General features: G+C 71.2%; 20 protein-coding genes. 10 read left to right on the top strand and 10 right to left on the bottom strand.

Annotation, left to right across the window (positions count from 1 at the left end):
* Positions 1 to 106: 106 nt before the first annotated feature.
* From ACFQVC_RS03775 to ACFQVC_RS03760, 4 genes are all read left to right on the top strand, one after another.
* Positions 107 to 505, top strand: coding sequence for a DUF2795 domain-containing protein (locus tag ACFQVC_RS03775; protein ID WP_381826348.1), 399 nt, complete (start codon positions 107 to 109; stop codon positions 503 to 505).
* 114 nt (positions 506 to 619) lie between these two features.
* Positions 620 to 1,060, top strand: coding sequence for a CBS domain-containing protein (locus ACFQVC_RS03770; protein WP_381826346.1), 441 nt, complete (start codon positions 620 to 622; stop codon positions 1,058 to 1,060).
* A gap of 71 nt (positions 1,061 to 1,131) precedes the next feature.
* Positions 1,132 to 1,710: a type 1 glutamine amidotransferase domain-containing protein gene (locus tag ACFQVC_RS03765; protein WP_381826344.1), complete on the top strand. Its 579-nt coding sequence runs from the start codon at positions 1,132 to 1,134 to the stop codon at positions 1,708 to 1,710.
* Positions 1,707 to 3,821, top strand: coding sequence for a catalase (locus ACFQVC_RS03760; RefSeq protein WP_381826342.1), 2,115 nt, complete (start codon positions 1,707 to 1,709; stop codon positions 3,819 to 3,821). Before ACFQVC_RS03765 ends, ACFQVC_RS03760 begins: the two co-directional genes overlap by 4 nt.
* Positions 3,822 to 3,914: 93 nt before the next feature.
* Here the strand turns inward: ACFQVC_RS03760 and ACFQVC_RS03755 are convergent, their stop codons facing one another.
* Both ACFQVC_RS03755 and ACFQVC_RS03750 read right to left on the bottom strand, forming a co-directional pair.
* Entirely contained in the window at positions 3,915 to 4,490 is a 576-nt protein-coding gene (locus ACFQVC_RS03755; RefSeq protein ID WP_381826340.1) for a TIGR03086 family metal-binding protein, read from the bottom strand.
* An 8-nt stretch (positions 4,491 to 4,498) separates the two neighbouring features.
* Positions 4,499 to 4,741: a DUF6158 family protein gene (locus ACFQVC_RS03750; protein WP_381826338.1), complete on the bottom strand. Its 243-nt coding sequence runs from the start codon at positions 4,739 to 4,741 to the stop codon at positions 4,499 to 4,501.
* A gap of 112 nt (positions 4,742 to 4,853) precedes the next feature.
* Between ACFQVC_RS03750 and ACFQVC_RS03745 the strand changes: the two genes are divergently transcribed.
* From ACFQVC_RS03745 to ACFQVC_RS03735, 3 genes are all read left to right on the top strand, one after another.
* Positions 4,854 to 5,960, top strand: a complete 1,107-nt coding sequence (locus ACFQVC_RS03745) for a baeRF2 domain-containing protein (protein WP_381826336.1) — start codon at positions 4,854 to 4,856, stop codon at positions 5,958 to 5,960.
* 98 nt (positions 5,961 to 6,058) lie between these two features.
* Positions 6,059 to 6,895 carry a PTS sugar transporter subunit IIAB gene (locus ACFQVC_RS03740; protein ID WP_381826334.1) on the top strand — a complete coding sequence of 279 codons (837 nt, stop codon included), beginning with the start codon at positions 6,059 to 6,061 and terminating at the stop codon, positions 6,893 to 6,895.
* Positions 6,896 to 6,901: 6 nt separating this feature from the next.
* A complete protein-coding gene (locus tag ACFQVC_RS03735) occupies positions 6,902 to 8,458 on the top strand; it encodes a PTS ascorbate transporter subunit IIC (protein WP_381826332.1) in 1,557 nt (518 codons plus the stop codon).
* 67 nt (positions 8,459 to 8,525) lie between these two features.
* Here ACFQVC_RS03735 and ACFQVC_RS03730 read toward each other — a convergent pair whose 3' ends face one another.
* A complete protein-coding gene (locus tag ACFQVC_RS03730; protein WP_381826330.1) occupies positions 8,526 to 10,145 on the bottom strand; it encodes an ABC-F family ATP-binding cassette domain-containing protein in 1,620 nt (539 codons plus the stop codon).
* Between the two features lie 87 nt (positions 10,146 to 10,232).
* On the opposite strand from ACFQVC_RS03730, the gene ACFQVC_RS03725 reads away from it, so the two are divergent.
* The 3 genes from ACFQVC_RS03725 (at position 10,233) to ACFQVC_RS03715 (ending at position 12,952) form a co-directional block, all read left to right on the top strand.
* Complete coding sequence (locus ACFQVC_RS03725) at positions 10,233 to 11,741, top strand: bifunctional phosphatase PAP2/diacylglycerol kinase family protein (RefSeq protein ID WP_381826328.1); 1,509 nt, start codon at positions 10,233 to 10,235, stop codon at positions 11,739 to 11,741.
* A gap of 122 nt (positions 11,742 to 11,863) precedes the next feature.
* Complete coding sequence (locus tag ACFQVC_RS03720) at positions 11,864 to 12,679, top strand: class I SAM-dependent methyltransferase (protein WP_381826326.1); 816 nt, start codon at positions 11,864 to 11,866, stop codon at positions 12,677 to 12,679.
* Positions 12,680 to 12,781: 102 nt separating this feature from the next.
* Positions 12,782 to 12,952: a hydrophobic protein gene (locus ACFQVC_RS03715; protein WP_381826324.1), complete on the top strand. Its 171-nt coding sequence runs from the start codon at positions 12,782 to 12,784 to the stop codon at positions 12,950 to 12,952.
* A gap of 40 nt (positions 12,953 to 12,992) precedes the next feature.
* On the opposite strand, the gene ACFQVC_RS03710 is transcribed toward ACFQVC_RS03715, so the two are convergent.
* The 7 genes from ACFQVC_RS03710 to ACFQVC_RS03680 form a co-directional block, all read right to left on the bottom strand.
* Positions 12,993 to 13,256 (bottom strand): gas vesicle protein K, encoded by a 264-nt coding sequence (locus tag ACFQVC_RS03710; protein WP_381827090.1) that lies wholly within the window; start codon positions 13,254 to 13,256, stop codon positions 12,993 to 12,995.
* Between the two features lie 122 nt (positions 13,257 to 13,378).
* A complete protein-coding gene (locus tag ACFQVC_RS03705; protein ID WP_381826322.1) occupies positions 13,379 to 13,576 on the bottom strand; it encodes a gas vesicle protein in 198 nt (65 codons plus the stop codon).
* Entirely contained in the window at positions 13,573 to 14,370 is a 798-nt protein-coding gene (locus ACFQVC_RS03700) for a GvpL/GvpF family gas vesicle protein (protein ID WP_381826320.1), read from the bottom strand. Before ACFQVC_RS03700 ends, ACFQVC_RS03705 begins: the two co-directional genes overlap by 4 nt.
* Entirely contained in the window at positions 14,360 to 14,740 is a 381-nt protein-coding gene (locus ACFQVC_RS03695) for a gas vesicle protein (RefSeq protein WP_381826318.1), read from the bottom strand. Before ACFQVC_RS03695 ends, ACFQVC_RS03700 begins: the two co-directional genes overlap by 11 nt.
* The gene (locus ACFQVC_RS03690) at positions 14,737 to 15,909 is read right to left on the bottom strand and encodes an SRPBCC family protein (protein WP_381826316.1); all 1,173 of its coding nucleotides are present in this window, start codon (positions 15,907 to 15,909) and stop codon (positions 14,737 to 14,739) included. Before ACFQVC_RS03690 ends, ACFQVC_RS03695 begins: the two co-directional genes overlap by 4 nt.
* A complete protein-coding gene (locus ACFQVC_RS03685) occupies positions 15,902 to 16,567 on the bottom strand; it encodes a DNA primase (RefSeq protein WP_381826314.1) in 666 nt (221 codons plus the stop codon). Before ACFQVC_RS03685 ends, ACFQVC_RS03690 begins: the two co-directional genes overlap by 8 nt.
* Positions 16,568 to 16,585: 18 nt before the next feature.
* On the bottom strand, positions 16,586 to 16,837 hold the full coding sequence (locus ACFQVC_RS03680; protein WP_381826312.1) for a gas vesicle protein GvpG: 252 nt from the start codon (positions 16,835 to 16,837) through the stop codon (positions 16,586 to 16,588).
* Positions 16,838 to 16,843: the final 6 nt, after the last annotated feature.

Raw genomic sequence — 16,843 nt, 5'->3', positions numbered from 1 at the left:
GCGCACCGGGTGCCTCGTCGTCCCCACCGCAAACACTCCCGTGGGGCCGTGTCATCGACCGCCGCCCGGGTACGCGTAGCGCACTCCGGAGCGAGAGGAGCGAGGAATGCAGCGCGGTAGCGACCGGCTCAACGTCCACAGGGACGACGAGATGAAGCATGAACTCCAGGGTCTGCTCAGGTCGGGGCACCCCACGCGGACCGAGGAGTGGAACGACCCGGAGCCGGCGGCCGACGACGATCCGCGGCCGGTCTCGGCGGCGGAGCCGCCCGGGCGTCCGCTCGGGCCGGTGGCGACGACGGCTTACGAGCTGGCGCGGCTGCTCGGCCGCGGCGGCTTCCCGGCGACGGCGGCCCAGGCGGCCTGGACCCTGCGCGAGAAGCACGCGCCGGACCAACTCGTGGACCGGGTGCGGTCGTTGACCGGTGACACGGTCTACCCCACCGCCGAGGAGCTGGCCAGGGCGGTCACGGCCGCCGATCAGGAGGCGGAACAGGAGGCATAGGAGGCGCCCAGAGGGGTACTGCGGGCGAGGTCAACGACGTAGCAGGAGCCGTGGGCGGAGCACGAGCAGGAGCAGCCGTCGCACAGCAGCGGAACCAGAAGGGGCCCGAGAGCCATGGCCGAGATCGTGAGGGAAGTCATGACCCCGGGAGTCGTCGCGGTACGCCCCGACGCCTCCCTCGTCGAAGCGGCGCAGCTCATGCGCGCCCAGGACATCGGGGACGTGATCGTGGCCACCGACGGCCAGGTCCTGGGGGTCCTGACCGATCGCGACATCACCATGCGGGCCGTCGCCGACGGCGCTGATCCGCTGACCGTCAGCGCCCAGGCCGTGTGCACACCCAACCCGGTGGTCGTCAGCCCCGAGGACGCCGTGGAGGCCGCGGTGTCGTTGATGCGGGAGCACGCGGTGCGGCGCCTTCCGGTCGTCGAGGGCGGCCGCCCTGTGGGCATGGTCAGCATCGGTGATCTGGCGGTGTCACAGGACCCGCGGTCCGCGCTCGCGGACATCAGCAGGGCGCGGCCGGACAGCTGGCCCGGCACGACCACGGCCTGAACGGACCCGCACGACACGGTCCGAGCAGGGCTCCGCCCCTTCGTCAACTCACAGCAGAGCAGAGGCAACTCATGCGTATCGCACTTCTTGTGGCGCCCGAGGGCGTGGAGCAGATCGAACTGACCGACCCGTGGCAGGCGGTGACGGACGCCGGCGGTGAGCCGGTGCTCGTGTCCACGGCGCCCGGTCCCGTGCAGGCGTTCCACCACCTCGACAAGGGCGACACGTTTCCCGTGCAGCAGGTCGTGGGAGAGACCGGCGCCGAGCGTTTCGACGGGCTCGTGCTGCCCGGCGGCGTCGCCAATCCGGACGCCCTGCGCATGGACGAGCGGGCGGTGGCGTTCGTGAAGGAGTTCTTCGAGAGCCGCAAGCCGGTCGCGGCGATCTGCCACGCCCCGTGGACCCTCGTCGAGGCCGATGTGCTGCACGGACGCACCCTCACGTCGTGGCCGAGTCTGCGCACCGACATCCGCAACGCGGGTGGCGACTGGGTGGACGAGCAGGTGAAGGTCTGCGACGGCGGGCCCAACACCCTGATCACCAGCCGGAAACCGGATGACCTCAAGGCCTTCTGCGAGGCCTTCCTCACCGAGTTCACCAAGGCAGCGAAGGCCGCGAAGGCCGCGAAGGCCGCCGAGGAGTCGAAGTGACGGACAGCGCGGGAATCGGCGACGCCAAGCAGCGCCAGCGCGACCGCTACCGGGCACAGGACCCGGCGAGCGGGCCCCTCACGACCGACCAGGGCGTGACCGTCGACCACACCGACGACTCGCTCGCCGCCGGTGAGCGCGGTCCGACGCTCCTCGAGGACTTCCACTTCCGCGAGAAGCTGACGCGTTTCGACCACGAGCGGATCCCGGAGCGGGTGGTGCACGCGCGTGGCGCGGGCGCCTACGGCTACTTCGAACCGTACGAGTCCTGCGCCGAGTTCACCCGCGCGGGCTTCCTCCAGGATCCCTCGGTGCGCACCCCGGTGTTCGTACGGTTCTCCACCGTGCAGGGCCCGCGCGGCTCCGCGGACACGGTGCGGGACGTGCGCGGCTTCGCCACCAAGTTCTATACGTCCGAGGGCAATTACGACCTGGTGGGCAATAACTTCCCGGTCTTCTTCATCCAGGACGGCATCAAGTTCCCGGACTTCGTGCACGCCGTGAAGCCGGAGCCGCACAACGAGATCCCCACCGGCGCTTCGGCGCACGACTCGCTGTGGGACTTCGTCTCACTGCAGCCGGAGACGCTGCACGCGATCATGTGGCTGATGTCGGCCCGTGCGATTCCGCGCAGCTACCGCATGATGCAGGGCTTCGGCGTGCACACCTTCCGTTTCGTGGCGGCCGACGGGCGCGGCACCTTCGTGAAGTTCCACTGGAAGCCGAAGCTCGGGGCGCACTCCCTGGTGTGGGACGAGGCGCAGGAGTGCCAGGGCCGCGACCCGGACTTCAACCGCCGTGACCTGTGGGACGCGATCGAGGCGGGCGAGTTCCCCGAGTGGGAGCTCGGTGTCCAATTGGTCCCTGAGCAGGACGAGTTCGCCTTCGACTTCGATCTGCTCGACCCCACGAAGGTCATACCGGAGGAGCAGGTGCCGGTGCGGCCCATCGGCCGGATGGTGCTCGACCGCAACCCGGAGAACTTCTTCGCCGAGACCGAGCAGGTCGCGTTCCATACGGCGAATGTGGTGCCCGGCATCGACTTCACCAACGATCCGCTGCTGCAGGCCCGCAACTTCTCGTATCTGGACACCCAGTTGATCCGTCTGGGCGGGCCCAACTTCGCGCAGCTGCCGGTGAACAGGCCGGTGGCCCCGGTCCGCACCAACCAGCGCGACGGTTACCACCAGGGCGGGATCCACTCCGGCACCAGCTACTCCCCCAACTCTCTGGGCGGCGGCTGCCCGGCGCTCGCGGGTGCCGACGGGAGTGCCTTCTCGCACTACACGGAGCGGGTGGACGGCGCGAAGATCCGGCGCCGCAGCGACAGCTTCCAGGACCACTACAGCCAGGCCGCGCTGTTCTGGCACAGCATGGCGCCGTGGGAGCGGCAGCACATCGTGGCGGCGTTCCGCTTCGAGCTCGGCAAGGTGACGGCACTCGCGGTGCGCCAGCGCACGGTCGATGAACTCAACCACGTGGACCACGAGTTGGCGGTTCAGGTGGCGCGCGGTGTCGGCGCGCAGGAGCCGCCCGAGGCGGGCGCGGGCGCGTACAAACCGGCGTCACCCGCGCTCAGCCTGGACAGCCTTCCCGGTGACGGCTCGATCCGTACGCGGCAGATCGCCGTCCTCGTCACGGACGGCGTGGACGCGGCGCAGGTCACCTCCGTGCGGGAGGCGCTCGCCGCGCAGGGCGCCGTGGTGGAGGCCCTCGCGCCCACCGACGGAACGGTCCTGGGCGCCGACGGCGAGAAGTACACCGTCGACCGGGCGCTGCCCACGGTGGCGTCGGTGCTGTACGACGCGGTGCTGCTGCCCGGCGGGCCCACCGGCACACCGGCGCTCGCCGACGACCCCGACGCGATGCGCTTCGTCCGCGACGCCTACCGGCACGGCAAACCGGTCGGCGCCCTCGGCTCCGGTGTCGGGGTGCTCGCGGCCATGGAGCCGCGCGGCCTGCGGATCGACTCCGAGCACGGCCGGACGGTGAGCGATCACGGCGTGGTGACGGACATGACCCCGGGCGCGGCGAGCGAGGAGTTCACGCGCGCGTTCACCGAGGCGCTCGTGGCGCACCGCCACTGGGACCGGCCGCCGCTGCGCTGCTGACACTTCTACGGAGGGGGAGCCCGGTGCAGTTCCCCGCGCCCCTAAGGGGCGCGGGGCTGTGCCGGTATGCGGCTCCGCCGCGGAGCCGGAGCGCTAAGGCCGTCGTCCCAGCAGACAGAGCAGCTTCGTCTGTACGTCGGCGTCCGGCGGCGGCTCCACGGGCGCGGCGAAGAGTCCGCTCTTGGCCAACTCCGCGGCGTACGGCGACACTTCACGTACCGCGAAATCCACCAGGTCCGTGGGGAGCCGCTCGTCCGCGCCGGTCGCGCGTGACAGGTCCCAGGTGTGCACCACCAGATCGGTGACCATCTGGGCGCAGTAGTGGGCTGCCGGAGTGTCGCCGTACGACAGCTGCACCGTACGGTCGAGCGCGCCCGGCTCGGCGAACGCGGCACGCGAGGCGGCCGCCGCCGTGTCCCAGGTCCCGGCCGGGTCGGGGCCGAGCACATCGCCGTCGAAGCGCTCGCCGACGGACTCCATGGTGGCGCCGTCCCGGACCAGGGGCGGCACCCACAGCTGTTCCGCGGCGAGATGGTTGACCAGATCGTGGACGGTCCAGTCGGTGCACGGTGTGGGCGCCTCCCACTGGCCGGCGCCGATCTGGTGCACCCGGCCGGTGAACACGTCCAGGGCCTGGCTGTGCCGTTCGAGCAGTGCTTTATGGGACATACCGCTCATTATCCCCTCGCCTCGCCCGGCACTCCCCTTGAGCGGGCGCCCTCACGGGTCCGCTCCGGCGTCACCGCGCGGATCGGATGCCGGCGCAGATATTCGTTCTCCAGGGCCGCCATCCGCACGGTGTGCGCGTCGAGCGCGTCACCTGGGCCGTGCAGGAGCGTGTCGTGACGCGTGCGGTGGATGGTCTCCAGCTCCCTGAGCAGCTCCTTGTCGTCGAGCCTGCCCGGGTCCACGCCTGCCATGGCCGCCTCCTCTGCCTCGCGTGTGCCTCTCGTGTCGTTCCTTGCCCTGCGGGTACCCGGTGGGCGCCGTTTACCCGGCACGAACGACGTCTCCGTGCGGAGGAGCAGCCTGATGGATCTCGCCTTCCTCAACCCACTCTTCACCCGGCCGGGGCCCTACGCCTCGGTGTACGTCGACACCTCGCGGCACAGCGAGTCGACCGCCGACGAGCGCTCCCTCGAAGCCTTCGCGGCCTACCGCAGCCTGGCCTCGCAGGGCGCCGACGAGCCCACCTGCCACGCCGTGCACGCCGCGATGGAAGAGCTGCGGCACTCGTCGGAGCCGAACGGCCGCGCGCTGTTCGCGGCGGGCGGTGACGTGGTCCTCGACCCGCCCCTGACCTCCCCGCCGAGCGGCACGCGCGTGCACTTCGGCGTCCTGCCGCACGTGGCCCCGCTGCTCGAACTCGCCGACGACTCCCCGGTCTGCCTGGTCGCCTACGTCGACCGCCGGGGCGCCGACTTCGAGCTGCACGGCGGTCACGGCACCCACGCGGCGGGCGGCGCGACGGGGCGGCGGCAGTGGCCGGTGCACCGCACGGCGACCGCCGACTGGTCCGAGCGGCACTTCCAGAACAAGGTCGAGAACGCCTGGGAGCACACCGCCCAGGACATCGCGGCGGCGCTCGCGGCCTGCCAGGAGGAGACCCGGGCCGGTCTCGTCGTCCTCGTCGGCGACCCCCGTGAACGCCGGGCCGTGCACGACCGGCTGCCCGAGCAGGTGCGCGCCCGCACCGTGGAGTCGCAGCGCGGCAGTCGCGCCACCGGCGGTACGGGGCGGCTCCTCGACGAAGAGGTGGAGCGGCTGCGCGCCGAGCACGCCAGGCAATGGGCGGACGATGAACTCGAATCGTTCACCGCGGCCCTGGACAAGGACGGCGGCGCCGCGGCCGAGGGCGTGCCCGCCCTGGTCGAGGCGGCCCGCGAGCACCGGATCGCCGAGCTCCTGATGCGCCCCGCCGGGCCCGACGCCCACCGCACGGTGTGGGTGGGCGATGAGCCCGACCAGCTGTCGGTACGCCGCTCGGACTCCCGGTACCTGGGCGCCCCGAACCCGGAGGCGGCCCGCGCGGACGACGCCCTGCTGCGCTCCGCCTCGGCAACCGGCGCCGAGGCCGTCGCCGTCCACTCGCGGAGCACGCCCCATGGCGGCCTGGGGGCGCTCTTGCGGTGGTCGTGAGCCGCCACCGCCGGCGCGTCGTCCGCTAGGACCGGTGCCGGGACCGGGACCGCCCAACGGGCGCGCCACGCCCGGGGTCCTGTGCGAAGATCCGTTCCATGGCAGAGCTGAGTGAACTGCTCCCGGTGGCGGCGGTACGGCTCGATGTCCGCGCCGCCGACTGGCGGGCGGCGGTCCGTGCCGCGGGCGGCCTGATGGTGGCGACGGGCGCGTGCACCGACGCGTACACCGAGGAGATGCTCGACAACGTCACCGAGAACGGGCCGTACATCGTCGTCGCGCCCGGCTTCGCCTTCGCCCACGCCAGACCCTCACCGGCGGTCCTGCACACCGGCATGTCCTGGGTGCGCCTGGCCGAGCCCGTGGAGTTCGGGCACGAGACGAACGACCCCGTGGACCTCGTGGTCGCGCTCGCCGCGCGGGACTCGGGCGCGCACACCGAGGCGATGGCGGCGCTCGCCCGGCTCCTCGCGGATCCGGTGACATCGGCGGCGCTGCGCGAGGCGGCCACACCCGAGGCCCTGCACGCCGTGCTCGCGGGCACGTCCGGTACGGCGGCCACGCCCGCCCCCGTGGAAGACACGCCCGCCCCTGTAGATGAGCAGCCGCGCTCCGGCCACGGCCTGCACAAGATCCTCACCGTCTGCGGCAACGGCGTCGGCACCAGCCTCTTCCTCAAGAACACCCTGGAACAGGTCCTGGACCGCTGGGGCTGGTCCCGGTACGTGACCGTGGAGGCCACCGACACGATCTCCGCGAAGGGCAAGGCGTCCGAGGCGGTCGCGATCCTCACCTCGCGGGAGATCGCCAGAACGCTCGGCGACGTGGGCGTGCCCGTGAAGGTGGTCGAGGACTTCACGAGTACCGCCGAGGCCGACCGCGTACTCAGGGACACCTATGCCGTGGACGGCATGGATGACACGGACGGGGCGTGATGCAGCGTGGACTGGCTCGTATCGATCGCGAAGTTCCTCGTCAACGAGATCCTCAGCGTCCCGGCGTATCTGATCGGCCTGATCACGGCCGCGGGCCTGATCGCCCTCAAGAAGTCGGCGGGCCAGGTCGTCGGCGGCGCCATCAAGGCCACGCTCGGCTTTCTGCTCATCGGCGCGGGCGCGGGCCTGGTGGTCAACTCCCTCGCCCCGCTGGGCGAGATGATCCAGGGCTCGACGGGCGCGCACGGCGTGATCCCCACGAACGAGGCGATCGTCGGCATCGCGCAGGCCGAGTACGGGGCGCGGGTGGCCTGGCTGATGATCCTGGGCTTCGCGGTGAGCCTGCTGCTCGCCCGTTTCACACCGCTGCGCTATGTGTTCCTGACCGGTCATCACATGCTGTTCATGGCAACGCTGTTGACGATGGTCCTGGCCACGGCCGGGCAGTCTTCGGTGATCGTGGTCCTGGTCGGCGGTGTGCTGCTCGGCATCATGCTGGTGTCGATGCCGGCCTTCGCGCACCCGTGGACGAAGCGGGTGACCGGCAACAACACCGTGGCGATCGGGCACTTCGGCACCGCGGGCTATGTCGCGGCGGGCGCGGCCGGGCAGCTGGTCGGCAAGCGCAGCCCCTCCACCGAGGACATGAAGCTCCCCGAGGGCCTGCGCTTTCTGCGTGACTCGATGGTGGCGACGGCCCTGTCGATGCTGCTCATCTACCTGATCATGGCGGTCCTGTATCTCGCCAAGGCCGGCAAGGAGACGGCGTTCAAGGCCTTCGCGGGGGACGGCGGCACGGCCGCCACCGATATCGGCAACTACCTGATGCAGTCCGTGATGCAGGGCCTGCAGTTCGGTATCGCGGTCGCGGTGATCCTGTTCGGTGTGCGCACGATCCTCGGCGAGCTGGTGCCCGCGTTCCAGGGCATCGCGCAGAAGATCGTGCCCGGCGCGGTGCCCTCGCTCGACGCGCCGATCGTCTTCCCGTACGCACAGAACGCGGTACTGATCGGCTTCATCTGCAGCTTCATCGGCGGTCTGGTCAGCCTCGGCCTGCTGTCCGCCGTCTTCAACCCGGCCTTCGGCCTCGCCCTCGTCCTGCCCGGCCTGGTGCCGCACTTCTTCACGGGCGGCGCCGCGGGCGTCTACGGCAACGCCACCGGCGGGCGGCGCGGCGCGGCCGTGGGGGCGTTCATCAACGGCGTACTGATCACGTTCCTGCCCGCGCTGCTCCTGAAGGTCCTCGGCGCCTTCGGCAAGGAGAACACCACCTTCGGCGACGCCGACTTCGGCTGGTTCGGCTCACTCGTCGGCAATGCCGCGAAGGCCGGTACGGTCGGCGGAGTCGTCCTGATGCTGCTCATCGGCGCGGCGATTCTCGCTGCCGCGATCGTGGTGCAGAAGCGGGTGGTGGAGACGGGGTGGGATCCGGGGGCGGGGCGCGATGTGTACTTCCCCCGGGAGGGTGCGGCGGAGCCGGCAGCCAGCGGGGAGTCCGCCCCGGCGGCATACGCGAAGATCGCGCCCCCGGCGGGTGCGCCCAAGCCCCCGCCGCCCGAATAGGCCCCTCAGGAGGGTGCGGCCAAGCCCCTCAGGGGGTGCGTCCGTACCGACGGTGCGGATACCCGGCCTATCGCTGCCGCGACACCCGCCGCTCGTCCCACACCGGCTCCGCCGTCTCCCGTACGCGGCCATCGCTGCCGAAGACCAGATAGCGGTCGAAGGCGCGGGCGAACCAGCGGTCGTGGGTGACGGCGAGCACCGTGCCCTGGAAGGCTTCGAGACCTTCCTGCAGGGCCTCGGCCGACTCCAGGTCGAGGTTGTCGGTGGGCTCGTCCAGGAGCAGGGCCGTGCAGCCCTCCAGTTCCAGGAGCAGGATCTGGAAGCGGGCCTGCTGGCCGCCGGAGAGCCGCTCGAAGTTCTGCTCGGCCTGCCCCGTCAGCTCGTAGCGGCGAAGCCGTGACATCGCGGCGCCGCGGTCCTGGGCGTGCTCGCGCCACAGGATGTCGAGCAGGGTGCGCCCGAACAGCTCGGGGTGGGCGTGGGTCTGGGCGAAGTGCCCGGGCACGACGCGCGCGCCCAGCTTCCAGTTCCCCGTGTGGGAGACGTCGTCGCCCGCGAGCAGCCGCAGGAAGTGCGACTTCCCGGAGCCGTTGGAGCCGAGGACCGCGACCCGCTCGCCGAAGAAGACCTCCAGGTCGAAGGGTTTCATCAGGCCGGTCAGCTCAAGTCCCTCGCAGGTGACGGCCCTTACTCCGGTGCGGCCGCCGTGCAGGCGCATCGTGATGTCCTGCTCGCGCGGCGGCTCGGGCGGCGGTCCCGCCTCCTCGAACTTGCGGAGCCTGGTCTGCGCCGCGTGGTACCGGGAGGCCAGCTCGTGGCTGATGTCGGCGGCCTGGCGCAGATTGCGCACCAGCTTCTTCAGCTGCTCGTGCTTCTCGTCCCAGCGCCTGCGCAGCTCCTCGAAGCGCGCGAAACGCTCCTTGCGGGCCTCGTGGTACGTGGCGAAGCCGCCGCCGTGCACCCACGCGTCGGCTCCCCCGGGGCTCTGCTCGACGCTCACGATCTTCTGGGCGGCGCGGGCGAGCAGTTCACGGTCGTGGGAGACGAAGAGGACCGTCTTGCGGGTCTCCTTGAGCTTCTCCTCCAGCCAGCGCTTTCCGGGTACGTCGAGGTAGTTGTCCGGCTCGTCGAGGAGCAGCACCTCGTCGTTGCCGCGCAGCAGGTACTCCAGGACGAGGCGCTTCTGCTCGCCGCCGCTGAGGGTGCGCACCTCGCGGAACTGGGCCTTGTCGTAGGGCACGCCCAGGGCGGCGACGGTGCACATGTCCCAGACCGTCTCGGCCTCGTAGCCGCGGGCCTCGGCCCAGTCGGAGAGGGCTTGCGCGTACTGCAGCTGGGCGGCCTCGTCGTCGACGGTCATGATGGCGTGCTCGGCGGCATCGACCGCGCGGGCCGCCTCCCTGATGCGCGGGGGCGCCACGGAGACCAGCAGGTCGCGCACGGTGGTCTCGTCGCGCACGGAGCCGACGAACTGCGGCATCACACCGAGGCCGCCGCTCACGGTGACGGTGCCGCCGTGCGGCTGCAGCTCGCCGGCGATCAGCCGGAGCAGGGTCGTCTTGCCCGCGCCGTTGGGACCGACGAGGGCGACGACGGCGCCCTCACCGACCCGGAAGGAGACATCGCCCAGCAGGGCACGCCCGTCCGGGAGGTAGTACTCGAGATGCGCGGCTTCCAAATGACCCATGGTCAGGCATTCTCATCGCAGACCTGTGCCCGCGGCAAACGCATTCCGGACAGCCGTGGGGCGGCTCGCGCGGGGTACTCGGCGCGCATGACTTCCGACTTCGCACACAGCGACCTGACGATTCTGCCCGCCGGCCCTCCCAAGGGGCTGCGCGAACGCCTCGTTGCCCTCGACTGCCGGGTCTTCGAGTCCGTGGCCGCACGGCACTGGCCCGGGGCCGACCCGTTCCTGCCGAAGCTGAGCCGCAGCGCCAACCACGGCGTGCTGTGGTTCACGACCGCCGCGGCCATGGCGGCGAGCCGGACACCGCGCGGGCGGCGGGCGGCCGCGCGCGGGGCGGCCTCCCTCGCGGTGGCATCGGCGATGGTCAACACCTTCGGGAAGCGCTCGGTGCGCCGGGCCAGGCCGCTCCTGGACTCGGTGCCGCTGATCCGGCAGCTGCACCGGCAGCCGATCACCACGTCGTTCCCTTCGGGGCACTCCGCGTCGGCGGCGGCGTTCGCGACGGGGGTGGCCTTCGAGTCGCGGGCCCTGGGCGCGGTCGTGGCGCCGGTCGCGGCGGCGGTGGCGCTGTCCCGGGTCTACACGGGGGTGCACTTCCCCAGCGATGTGCTCGCGGGTGCGGCGCTCGGCGCGGGTGCCGCGTACGCGGTCCGCGGGCTCGTGCCGTCGCGGGCCCAGCTGCCGCCGCCCGGCCGGCCGCGTGCCGAGGTGCCGGCGCTGCCGGCGGGCGAGGGTCTGGTCGTGGTGGTGAACGCGCGGGCCGGTTCGGCGGCGCGGAGTGCGGCGCCGCTGCGTGACGCGCTGCCGCTCGCCGAGTTCGTGGAGGCCGAACCCGCCGACCTGACGGCCGAGTTGGAGAAGGCCGCCGCCCGTGCGCGGGCGCTCGGCGTGTGCGGCGGCGACGGCTCGGTGAACGCCGCGGCGGCCGTGGCCCTGCGCCATCGTCTGCCCCTGGCCGTGCTGCCCGGCGGCACCCTCAACCACTTCGCGTACGACCTGGGCGTGGAGGACCCCCGCGATCTCGCCCGCGCCGTGACGGAGGGGGACGCGGTGGCCGTGGACGTGGGGCGGTTCAGCTCCGACAACGGCGCCGACGGGGTCTTCCTCAACACCTTCAGCCTGGGCGTCTACCCGGACCTGGTGCGCGAGCGGGACCGCTGGGCGCACCGGATCGGCACCTGGTCGGCGCAGGTCCTGGCGGCGACCCGGGTGGTGCGCGCGAAGCGGCGCCCCATGCATGCCGAACTCGGCGGCACCAAGCGGCCGTTGTGGATGCTGTTCGCGGGCAACGGCCTCTACCACAGGATGGGCCTGGCCCCGGGCCGGCGCTACGACCTGGCCGACGGGCTCCTCGACATCCGGATAGCACACGGCGGCCGCGGCCCCGGTCTGCGGCTGCTCGCCGCGGCCATCGCCGGGCCGCTGAGCCGCTCCCCCGTACACGCCGCGGTACGCGTGCGCAGGCTGCGGGTGAGCGGGATCGAGCCGGGCGCTGATCTGGCGTACGACGGCGAAGTGGCCCCGGTGGGCAGTGAGTTGATGCTGGAGAAGCTGCCCGAGGCGCTGCACGTCTACCGGCCGCTGTCGCTGTAGCGCCAGCAGCACCGAGTCCACATAGCAAGATGCAGATCTCACTATTCGGCCGATGGGCGTACGGTTCAGCCAGCGCCGCGGGAACGGACACCGCGGGATGAGCACCATCGAGGAGACGCGTCATGCCGAAGGAGACCGCCGTCTACACACACGGGCACCACGAGTCCGTGCTGCGCTCACACACCTGGCGTACCGCTGCCAACTCGGCGGCGTATCTCCTCGATGAGCTCAAGCCGCATATGAAGATCCTGGACATCGGGTGCGGCCCCGGCACCATCACCGCCGACCTGGCCACCCTCGTCCCCCAGGGCCATGTCACCGCGGTGGACGCGGCACCCGGCGTCCTGGCGCGGGCCCGCGCCCACGCGGCCGAACGCGGCCTGGAGAACGTCGAGTTCACGACCGCCGACGTACACGCCCTCGACTACCCGGACGACACCTTCTGCGTCGCCCACGCCCACCAGGTGCTGCAGCACGTCGGTGACCCCGTGCAGGCGCTGCGCGAGATGCGCCGGGTGGTGAAGCCGGGCGGCATCGTCGCGGTGCGGGACGCCGACTACGCGGCGATGTCCTGGTACCCCCGCACCCCCGGCCTGGACGAATGGCTCGCCCTGTACGAGCGGGTGGCCCGCGTCAACGGCGGCGAGCCGGACGCGGGCAGCCGGCTCAAGTCCTGGGCACTGAAGGCCGGTTTCGCGCCATCGGAGATCACGGCCATGGCGTCCGCCTGGTGCTTCAGCTCGACCGAGGAGCGGGCCTGGTGGAGTGGTCTGTGGGCGGACCGCACCACCGAGTCGGCGTATGCGGCGCGGGCCGTCGAGACCGGGCACACGGACGCCGCACGGCTCGCGGAAATCGCCGAGGCATGGCGGGAGTGGGGGCGCCACGAGGACGCCTGGTTCGCCGTCCTCAACGGGGAGATTCTCTGCCGGGTATGAGGCGCCCGGCACGAAACGCCACCTCCTGCAGTCCGGCCAATTCCCCAACACGCCGTGTTTTTCGGCACATTGGGGAAACTCGGACTACAGGAGGTGTGAATAGTGGTTCCCATTCTGGTCGTTCTGCTTCTGGCCCTGCTTCTGTTCGGGGCCGGATTCGCCGTCAAGGCCCTGTGGTGGATCGCCGTGGCCGTACTCGTCGTATGGCTGCTCGGCTTCCTCATGCGCTCCACGACGGCGACCGGCACCAGGTCACGCTGGTACCGCTGGTAGACGAACCGCCGGTCCGCCGGTGGACAACTGAAGATATCCGCTAATCCCTGGGGAGCAGGGGGCCCAGCGGACCGAGGTCGATATTGAGGTCCTCGGGGCGCAGACCGTAGCGTTCACGCAATTCGGTCATGCGGTCCTCGAGCAGCATCAAGGTCAGCCCGATCCGCTCCTCCTGCTCCTCACTCAGGTCTCCCGAATCGAAACGGCGCAGCGCCTGCCTTTCCATCAGCTGGCGCAGCAATTCCACGACGGTGAGGACGAGTTTGATCAGATCCCGCTCCACGGTGTCGGGATCGAGTTCCAAACGATTTCGGTTGCTCCGGCTGTCGTTGCTCCGGCTGTCGTTGCTCTGATTGCCGTTGCTCTGATTGCCGTTGCTCCGGTTGTTGTTCCGGTGCGCGGTGTCATGCGTCACCGCTTCGTTCTTCACAGCGTGCCTCCGATGTCCGGGAACGGCGACGGAACCTGCTCGTTCACCGAACTGATCAGCGCGTTGAGGTCGATCCGTACGAGATCCACATCCGCGATCCGCAGCGTGAGGTCGCCCGCGACGACCACTCCCCCGGCGAGCAGCCGGTCGAGCAGGTCGACGAGGGCGACCTCACGTCGTTCGACGACCGTCATGACTCCATCCCCTCGGGGTCGGCGAAGGAGTACGCGGCCCACGGACCGGTCAGCTCGACCCGCAGGCCCGGCAGGTCCGCCGCCTCGTCCTTCGTGCGGTCCACCAGTTCCACGAACGCCTCTGACAGCTGCCGGGGCACCAGGTAGGCGGCGTTGAGCACATTGCGCCCGCTCTCCCTCGTGAGGCTCGGGTTCTGCGGCGCGTGCAGCCGGGTCGCCTCCGCGTGCCGGGTCAGCTCGGCGTGCAGGCGGTCGGCGAAGGCGTCCGCCCGCTCGTTGCCGGCCTCACGGGAGCGCTGCTGCTCGCGCCGGCGGCGCAGATAGTCACGGCCGCTCGCGGCCGCGGGCCGCGCCCCGGCGGCGCTCTCCTGGGCCGGTGCCGGTGCCTCCGCCTGTGGCTGCGCATGGATCTTCACGCCCCACTCCACCCGTCCGTCGAGACGGTCGAGGGTGCGCCGGAACCGGTCGCCCTCGTCCTCGAGGAGCGTGCGTACGCCGCTGTCGTCACGGAAGACGGTGGCGAGCCGGAGCGGCAGCGGACAGGTCACGGTGGTCAGGGCCGCGATGACGGACTGGTGGGCGCGGGCGGTCGCCGACAGCCAGTCCAGGTCCTCCAGGTGGGCGCGGAGCGGCTGTTCGGCGAAGTCCTCCTCCGGAACGGCGCTGACCACGGCGATCAGATCGCCGTGGCGCAGCGTCTTGGCGGGGGCTCCGCCGACTCCGGTCAGCTCGGCCTGCAGCGGGGCCTCGAAGGGGCGGCATACGGCATAGACGTAGCGCAGTTCACCGCTCATCGGCTTCCTCCTCGGTGGGCGCCCGTTCCACGGGCTCTCTCTGTTCTGCCCCGCGCACCTGGCCGCCCCCCTCCTCGAGGGCGGCCAGGCGCGAGCGCAACTCGGCGTTCTCGCGGGTGAGTTCGTCGCGGCGCGCCTTGGTCGACAGAGCCGGGTCGTCCTCCCACCAGTCGATGCCCATCTCCTTTGCCTTGTCCACCGAGGCGACGATCAGGCGCAGTTTGATGGTGAGCAGCTCGATGTCGAGCAGGTTGATACGGATGTCGCCCGCGATGACGACACCCTTGTCGAGGACCCGCTCCAGGATGTCGGCCAGGTTGGCGCTGCCGTCGCGGGCATAGGGGTCTGGCAGCCGGCTCGGGGAGGTCATCGGCCGCTCCGGCCCGCGTACTCGGGTTCACGCGCGGATTCGGCTTCGGCTTCCTCGGGCTCGGGCTCGGGCTCGTCGTCGTACTCGTACTCGCCCTCGGGCTCCCGCTCCTCGTCTACCTCTTCTACCTCGTCTTCCCCGCCTTCCTCGGCTTCCTCGGCTTCCTCGGCTTCCTCGTCCTCGGGGCCGAACTCCTCGTCCTCGTCCTGGTCCTCGTAAGCCGTCTCGTCCTCGTCCCCGGGCTCGTCCTCTTCGCGTACGTCGTCGCGGGCGCCCTCGTCGTCGCGGGCGCCCTCGTCGTCGCGGGCGCCTTCGTCGTCGCGCGCGTCCTCGTCCTCGTGCTCGCTGACGACCTCCCCGTCGCGGATCTCACCGCGCCAGCCGTCGCTCGCCTCGCCGCGCAGCGTGATGTGCCGGGCGAAGTGCTTGAGGTCGAGCCGGGCCCGGCGGCCCTGGGCGCGCCAGATGTTGCCGGTGCGCTCGACGAGGCCCTTGGGGTAGTACTCGATGAGCAGCACGATCCGGGTGAGGTTCTCGGTGAGTTCATGGAACGAGACCACGCCCTTCGTCGAGCCCTTGGCGCCCTCCGAGGTCCAGGCGATCCGGTCGTCCGGCACCTGTTCCGTCGTATGCGCCTTCCAGCTCCGCCCGGACCAGAAGATCTTGAGCTGCCAGTCGGACGTGGTGTCGTCCGCGGCCTGGACGCTGCGCACACCGCGCGCGAACGTGCTGAACTCCTGGTACTGGGTCCACTGGTCGTAGGCGGTACGCAACGGCACGCCCACGTCGACGTATTCGAGGATGACGGTCGGCTTGTTGCCGGCTCCCTTCTTGCGGCCGCCGCCCTTCTTGCCGAGGCCCTTGACCGCCTCCGTCACCTGCTCCTTGAGCCGGCCGGCGCCGACCTCCACCGCGCTGCGCAGCGGTCCCTTGCCCTCGGCCAGCTTGCGGCCGCCGTCCAGGGCGAGTTTGGCGAAACCGGGGCTGCGCCCCTCGGCTATGTCATTGAGCTTGACGGTGGTCTCGCCCAGCTTCCGTCCGGCGCCCACGAGCATGCGCTGCGCCTGGACGGCGAGGTAGTCCTGCAGTTCGCCCTTGAGGCGGTCCGCTGCGGGGCCCTGGGCGACGTCGCGCAGGGCGTTCGTGCCGGACGCGTCACGGTCAGCCATGGTCACGGCCTCCCTTCGCACGGCTTCCGGTGGCACGCCGGGCCGTACCGCGGGCCGCCTTGGCCGCGGTCCTGGACCCGGACTTGGCCGCCGACTTGGGGCCGGTCGTCTTCTTGGCGGTGCCGCCGGCGGCGCTCTTGGCCGCGGTGCTCTTCTTGGCCGGGGCCGTCTTGGCGGCTGTCCGCTTCGCGGATGCCTTCTTCGCGGGCTTCGCGGGCGCCTTCTTCTGCGCCCCCTGTGCCTTCTGCGCCGCCTTCTTGGCGGGGGCCCGCCGCCTGCGCGAAGGCTCGTCGTCGCCCGCGTCGCCCGCGTCGCCCGCGTCGTACTCCTCCTCGTCCGGCACTCCCGACAGCCTGTCCCGTACGTCGAGGGTGCGGTCGTGCAGGCGGTCGGACAGGGACTCGAGCCGGCGCTCCAGGAGCGCGCCCGACGCCGCCTTGCCGACGCCGCGGAAGTCCTCACGCAGCTGATCGCCGATCTCCTTGAACTGCGGGTTGTTCTCCAGCTGCTGGCGCGCGAGGTCCATCAGGGCCTTCGGGCTCAGCTGCATACGCTTGCCCGCCACCAGCGTGCCGACGGCGAAGGCGAGCTTCATCTTCTTGGTACGTCCAAGCACATAGCCCGCGCCCACAGCGAGGCCCAGTGCGGTGCGATTCATCAAGTCAGTCCGTCCGTCCTATTGCGGCGGGCCGCCGGCCCGCTGCATGGCTGTTTCGAGGCGGTCGAGCAGCTCGTCCTCAAGCCGGTCGAACTCCTCCGAATCGATCTCGCCCGCCTCGAGCCGCTGCTCGAGGCGGGCGAGTTCGGTGCGGACAGTGCCGGGGTCGTAGTACTGCCGCTCGGCCTCGTTGACCACCTGTCTGATCACCCAGAGCGAGCCGCGCACCGGCGCGACCGGCAGCAGCAGCACCTCTCCCAGGAGTCCCATGCCGCC

Source organism: Streptomyces monticola, assembly GCF_042665355.1.
GTDB classification, from domain to species: domain Bacteria; phylum Actinomycetota; class Actinomycetes; order Streptomycetales; family Streptomycetaceae; genus Streptomyces; species Streptomyces monticola.
This window is presented reverse-complemented; position numbering and strand designations above follow the sequence as displayed.

Bases quoted from the DNA above. Each gene is read 5' to 3' on its own strand.
- ACFQVC_RS03690 (WP_381826316.1), bottom strand. From the start codon at position 15,909: ATGGCTGACCGTGACGCGTCCGGCACGAACGCCCTGCGCGACGTCGCC.
- ACFQVC_RS03765 (WP_381826344.1), top strand. From the start codon at position 1,132: ATGCGTATCGCACTTCTTGTGGCGCCCGAGGGCGTGGAGCAGATCGAA.
- ACFQVC_RS03725 (WP_381826328.1), top strand. From the start codon at position 10,233: ATGACTTCCGACTTCGCACACAGCGACCTGACGATTCTGCCCGCCGGC.
- ACFQVC_RS03750 (WP_381826338.1), bottom strand. From the start codon at position 4,741: ATGGCAGGCGTGGACCCGGGCAGGCTCGACGACAAGGAGCTGCTCAGG.
- ACFQVC_RS03730 (WP_381826330.1), bottom strand. From the start codon at position 10,145: ATGGGTCATTTGGAAGCCGCGCATCTCGAGTACTACCTCCCGGACGGG.
- ACFQVC_RS03740 (WP_381826334.1), top strand. From the start codon at position 6,059: ATGGCAGAGCTGAGTGAACTGCTCCCGGTGGCGGCGGTACGGCTCGAT.
- ACFQVC_RS03770 (WP_381826346.1), top strand. From the start codon at position 620: ATGGCCGAGATCGTGAGGGAAGTCATGACCCCGGGAGTCGTCGCGGTA.
- ACFQVC_RS03705 (WP_381826322.1), bottom strand. From the start codon at position 13,576: ATGACGGTCGTCGAACGACGTGAGGTCGCCCTCGTCGACCTGCTCGAC.
- ACFQVC_RS03685 (WP_381826314.1), bottom strand. From the start codon at position 16,567: ATGAATCGCACCGCACTGGGCCTCGCTGTGGGCGCGGGCTATGTGCTT.
- ACFQVC_RS03700 (WP_381826320.1), bottom strand. From the start codon at position 14,370: ATGAGCGGTGAACTGCGCTACGTCTATGCCGTATGCCGCCCCTTCGAG.
- ACFQVC_RS03680 (WP_381826312.1), bottom strand. From the start codon at position 16,837: ATGGGACTCCTGGGAGAGGTGCTGCTGCTGCCGGTCGCGCCGGTGCGC.
- ACFQVC_RS03755 (WP_381826340.1), bottom strand. From the start codon at position 4,490: ATGTCCCATAAAGCACTGCTCGAACGGCACAGCCAGGCCCTGGACGTG.
- ACFQVC_RS03695 (WP_381826318.1), bottom strand. From the start codon at position 14,740: ATGACCTCCCCGAGCCGGCTGCCAGACCCCTATGCCCGCGACGGCAGC.
- ACFQVC_RS03775 (WP_381826348.1), top strand. From the start codon at position 107: ATGCAGCGCGGTAGCGACCGGCTCAACGTCCACAGGGACGACGAGATG.
- ACFQVC_RS03745 (WP_381826336.1), top strand. From the start codon at position 4,854: ATGGATCTCGCCTTCCTCAACCCACTCTTCACCCGGCCGGGGCCCTAC.
- ACFQVC_RS03720 (WP_381826326.1), top strand. From the start codon at position 11,864: ATGCCGAAGGAGACCGCCGTCTACACACACGGGCACCACGAGTCCGTG.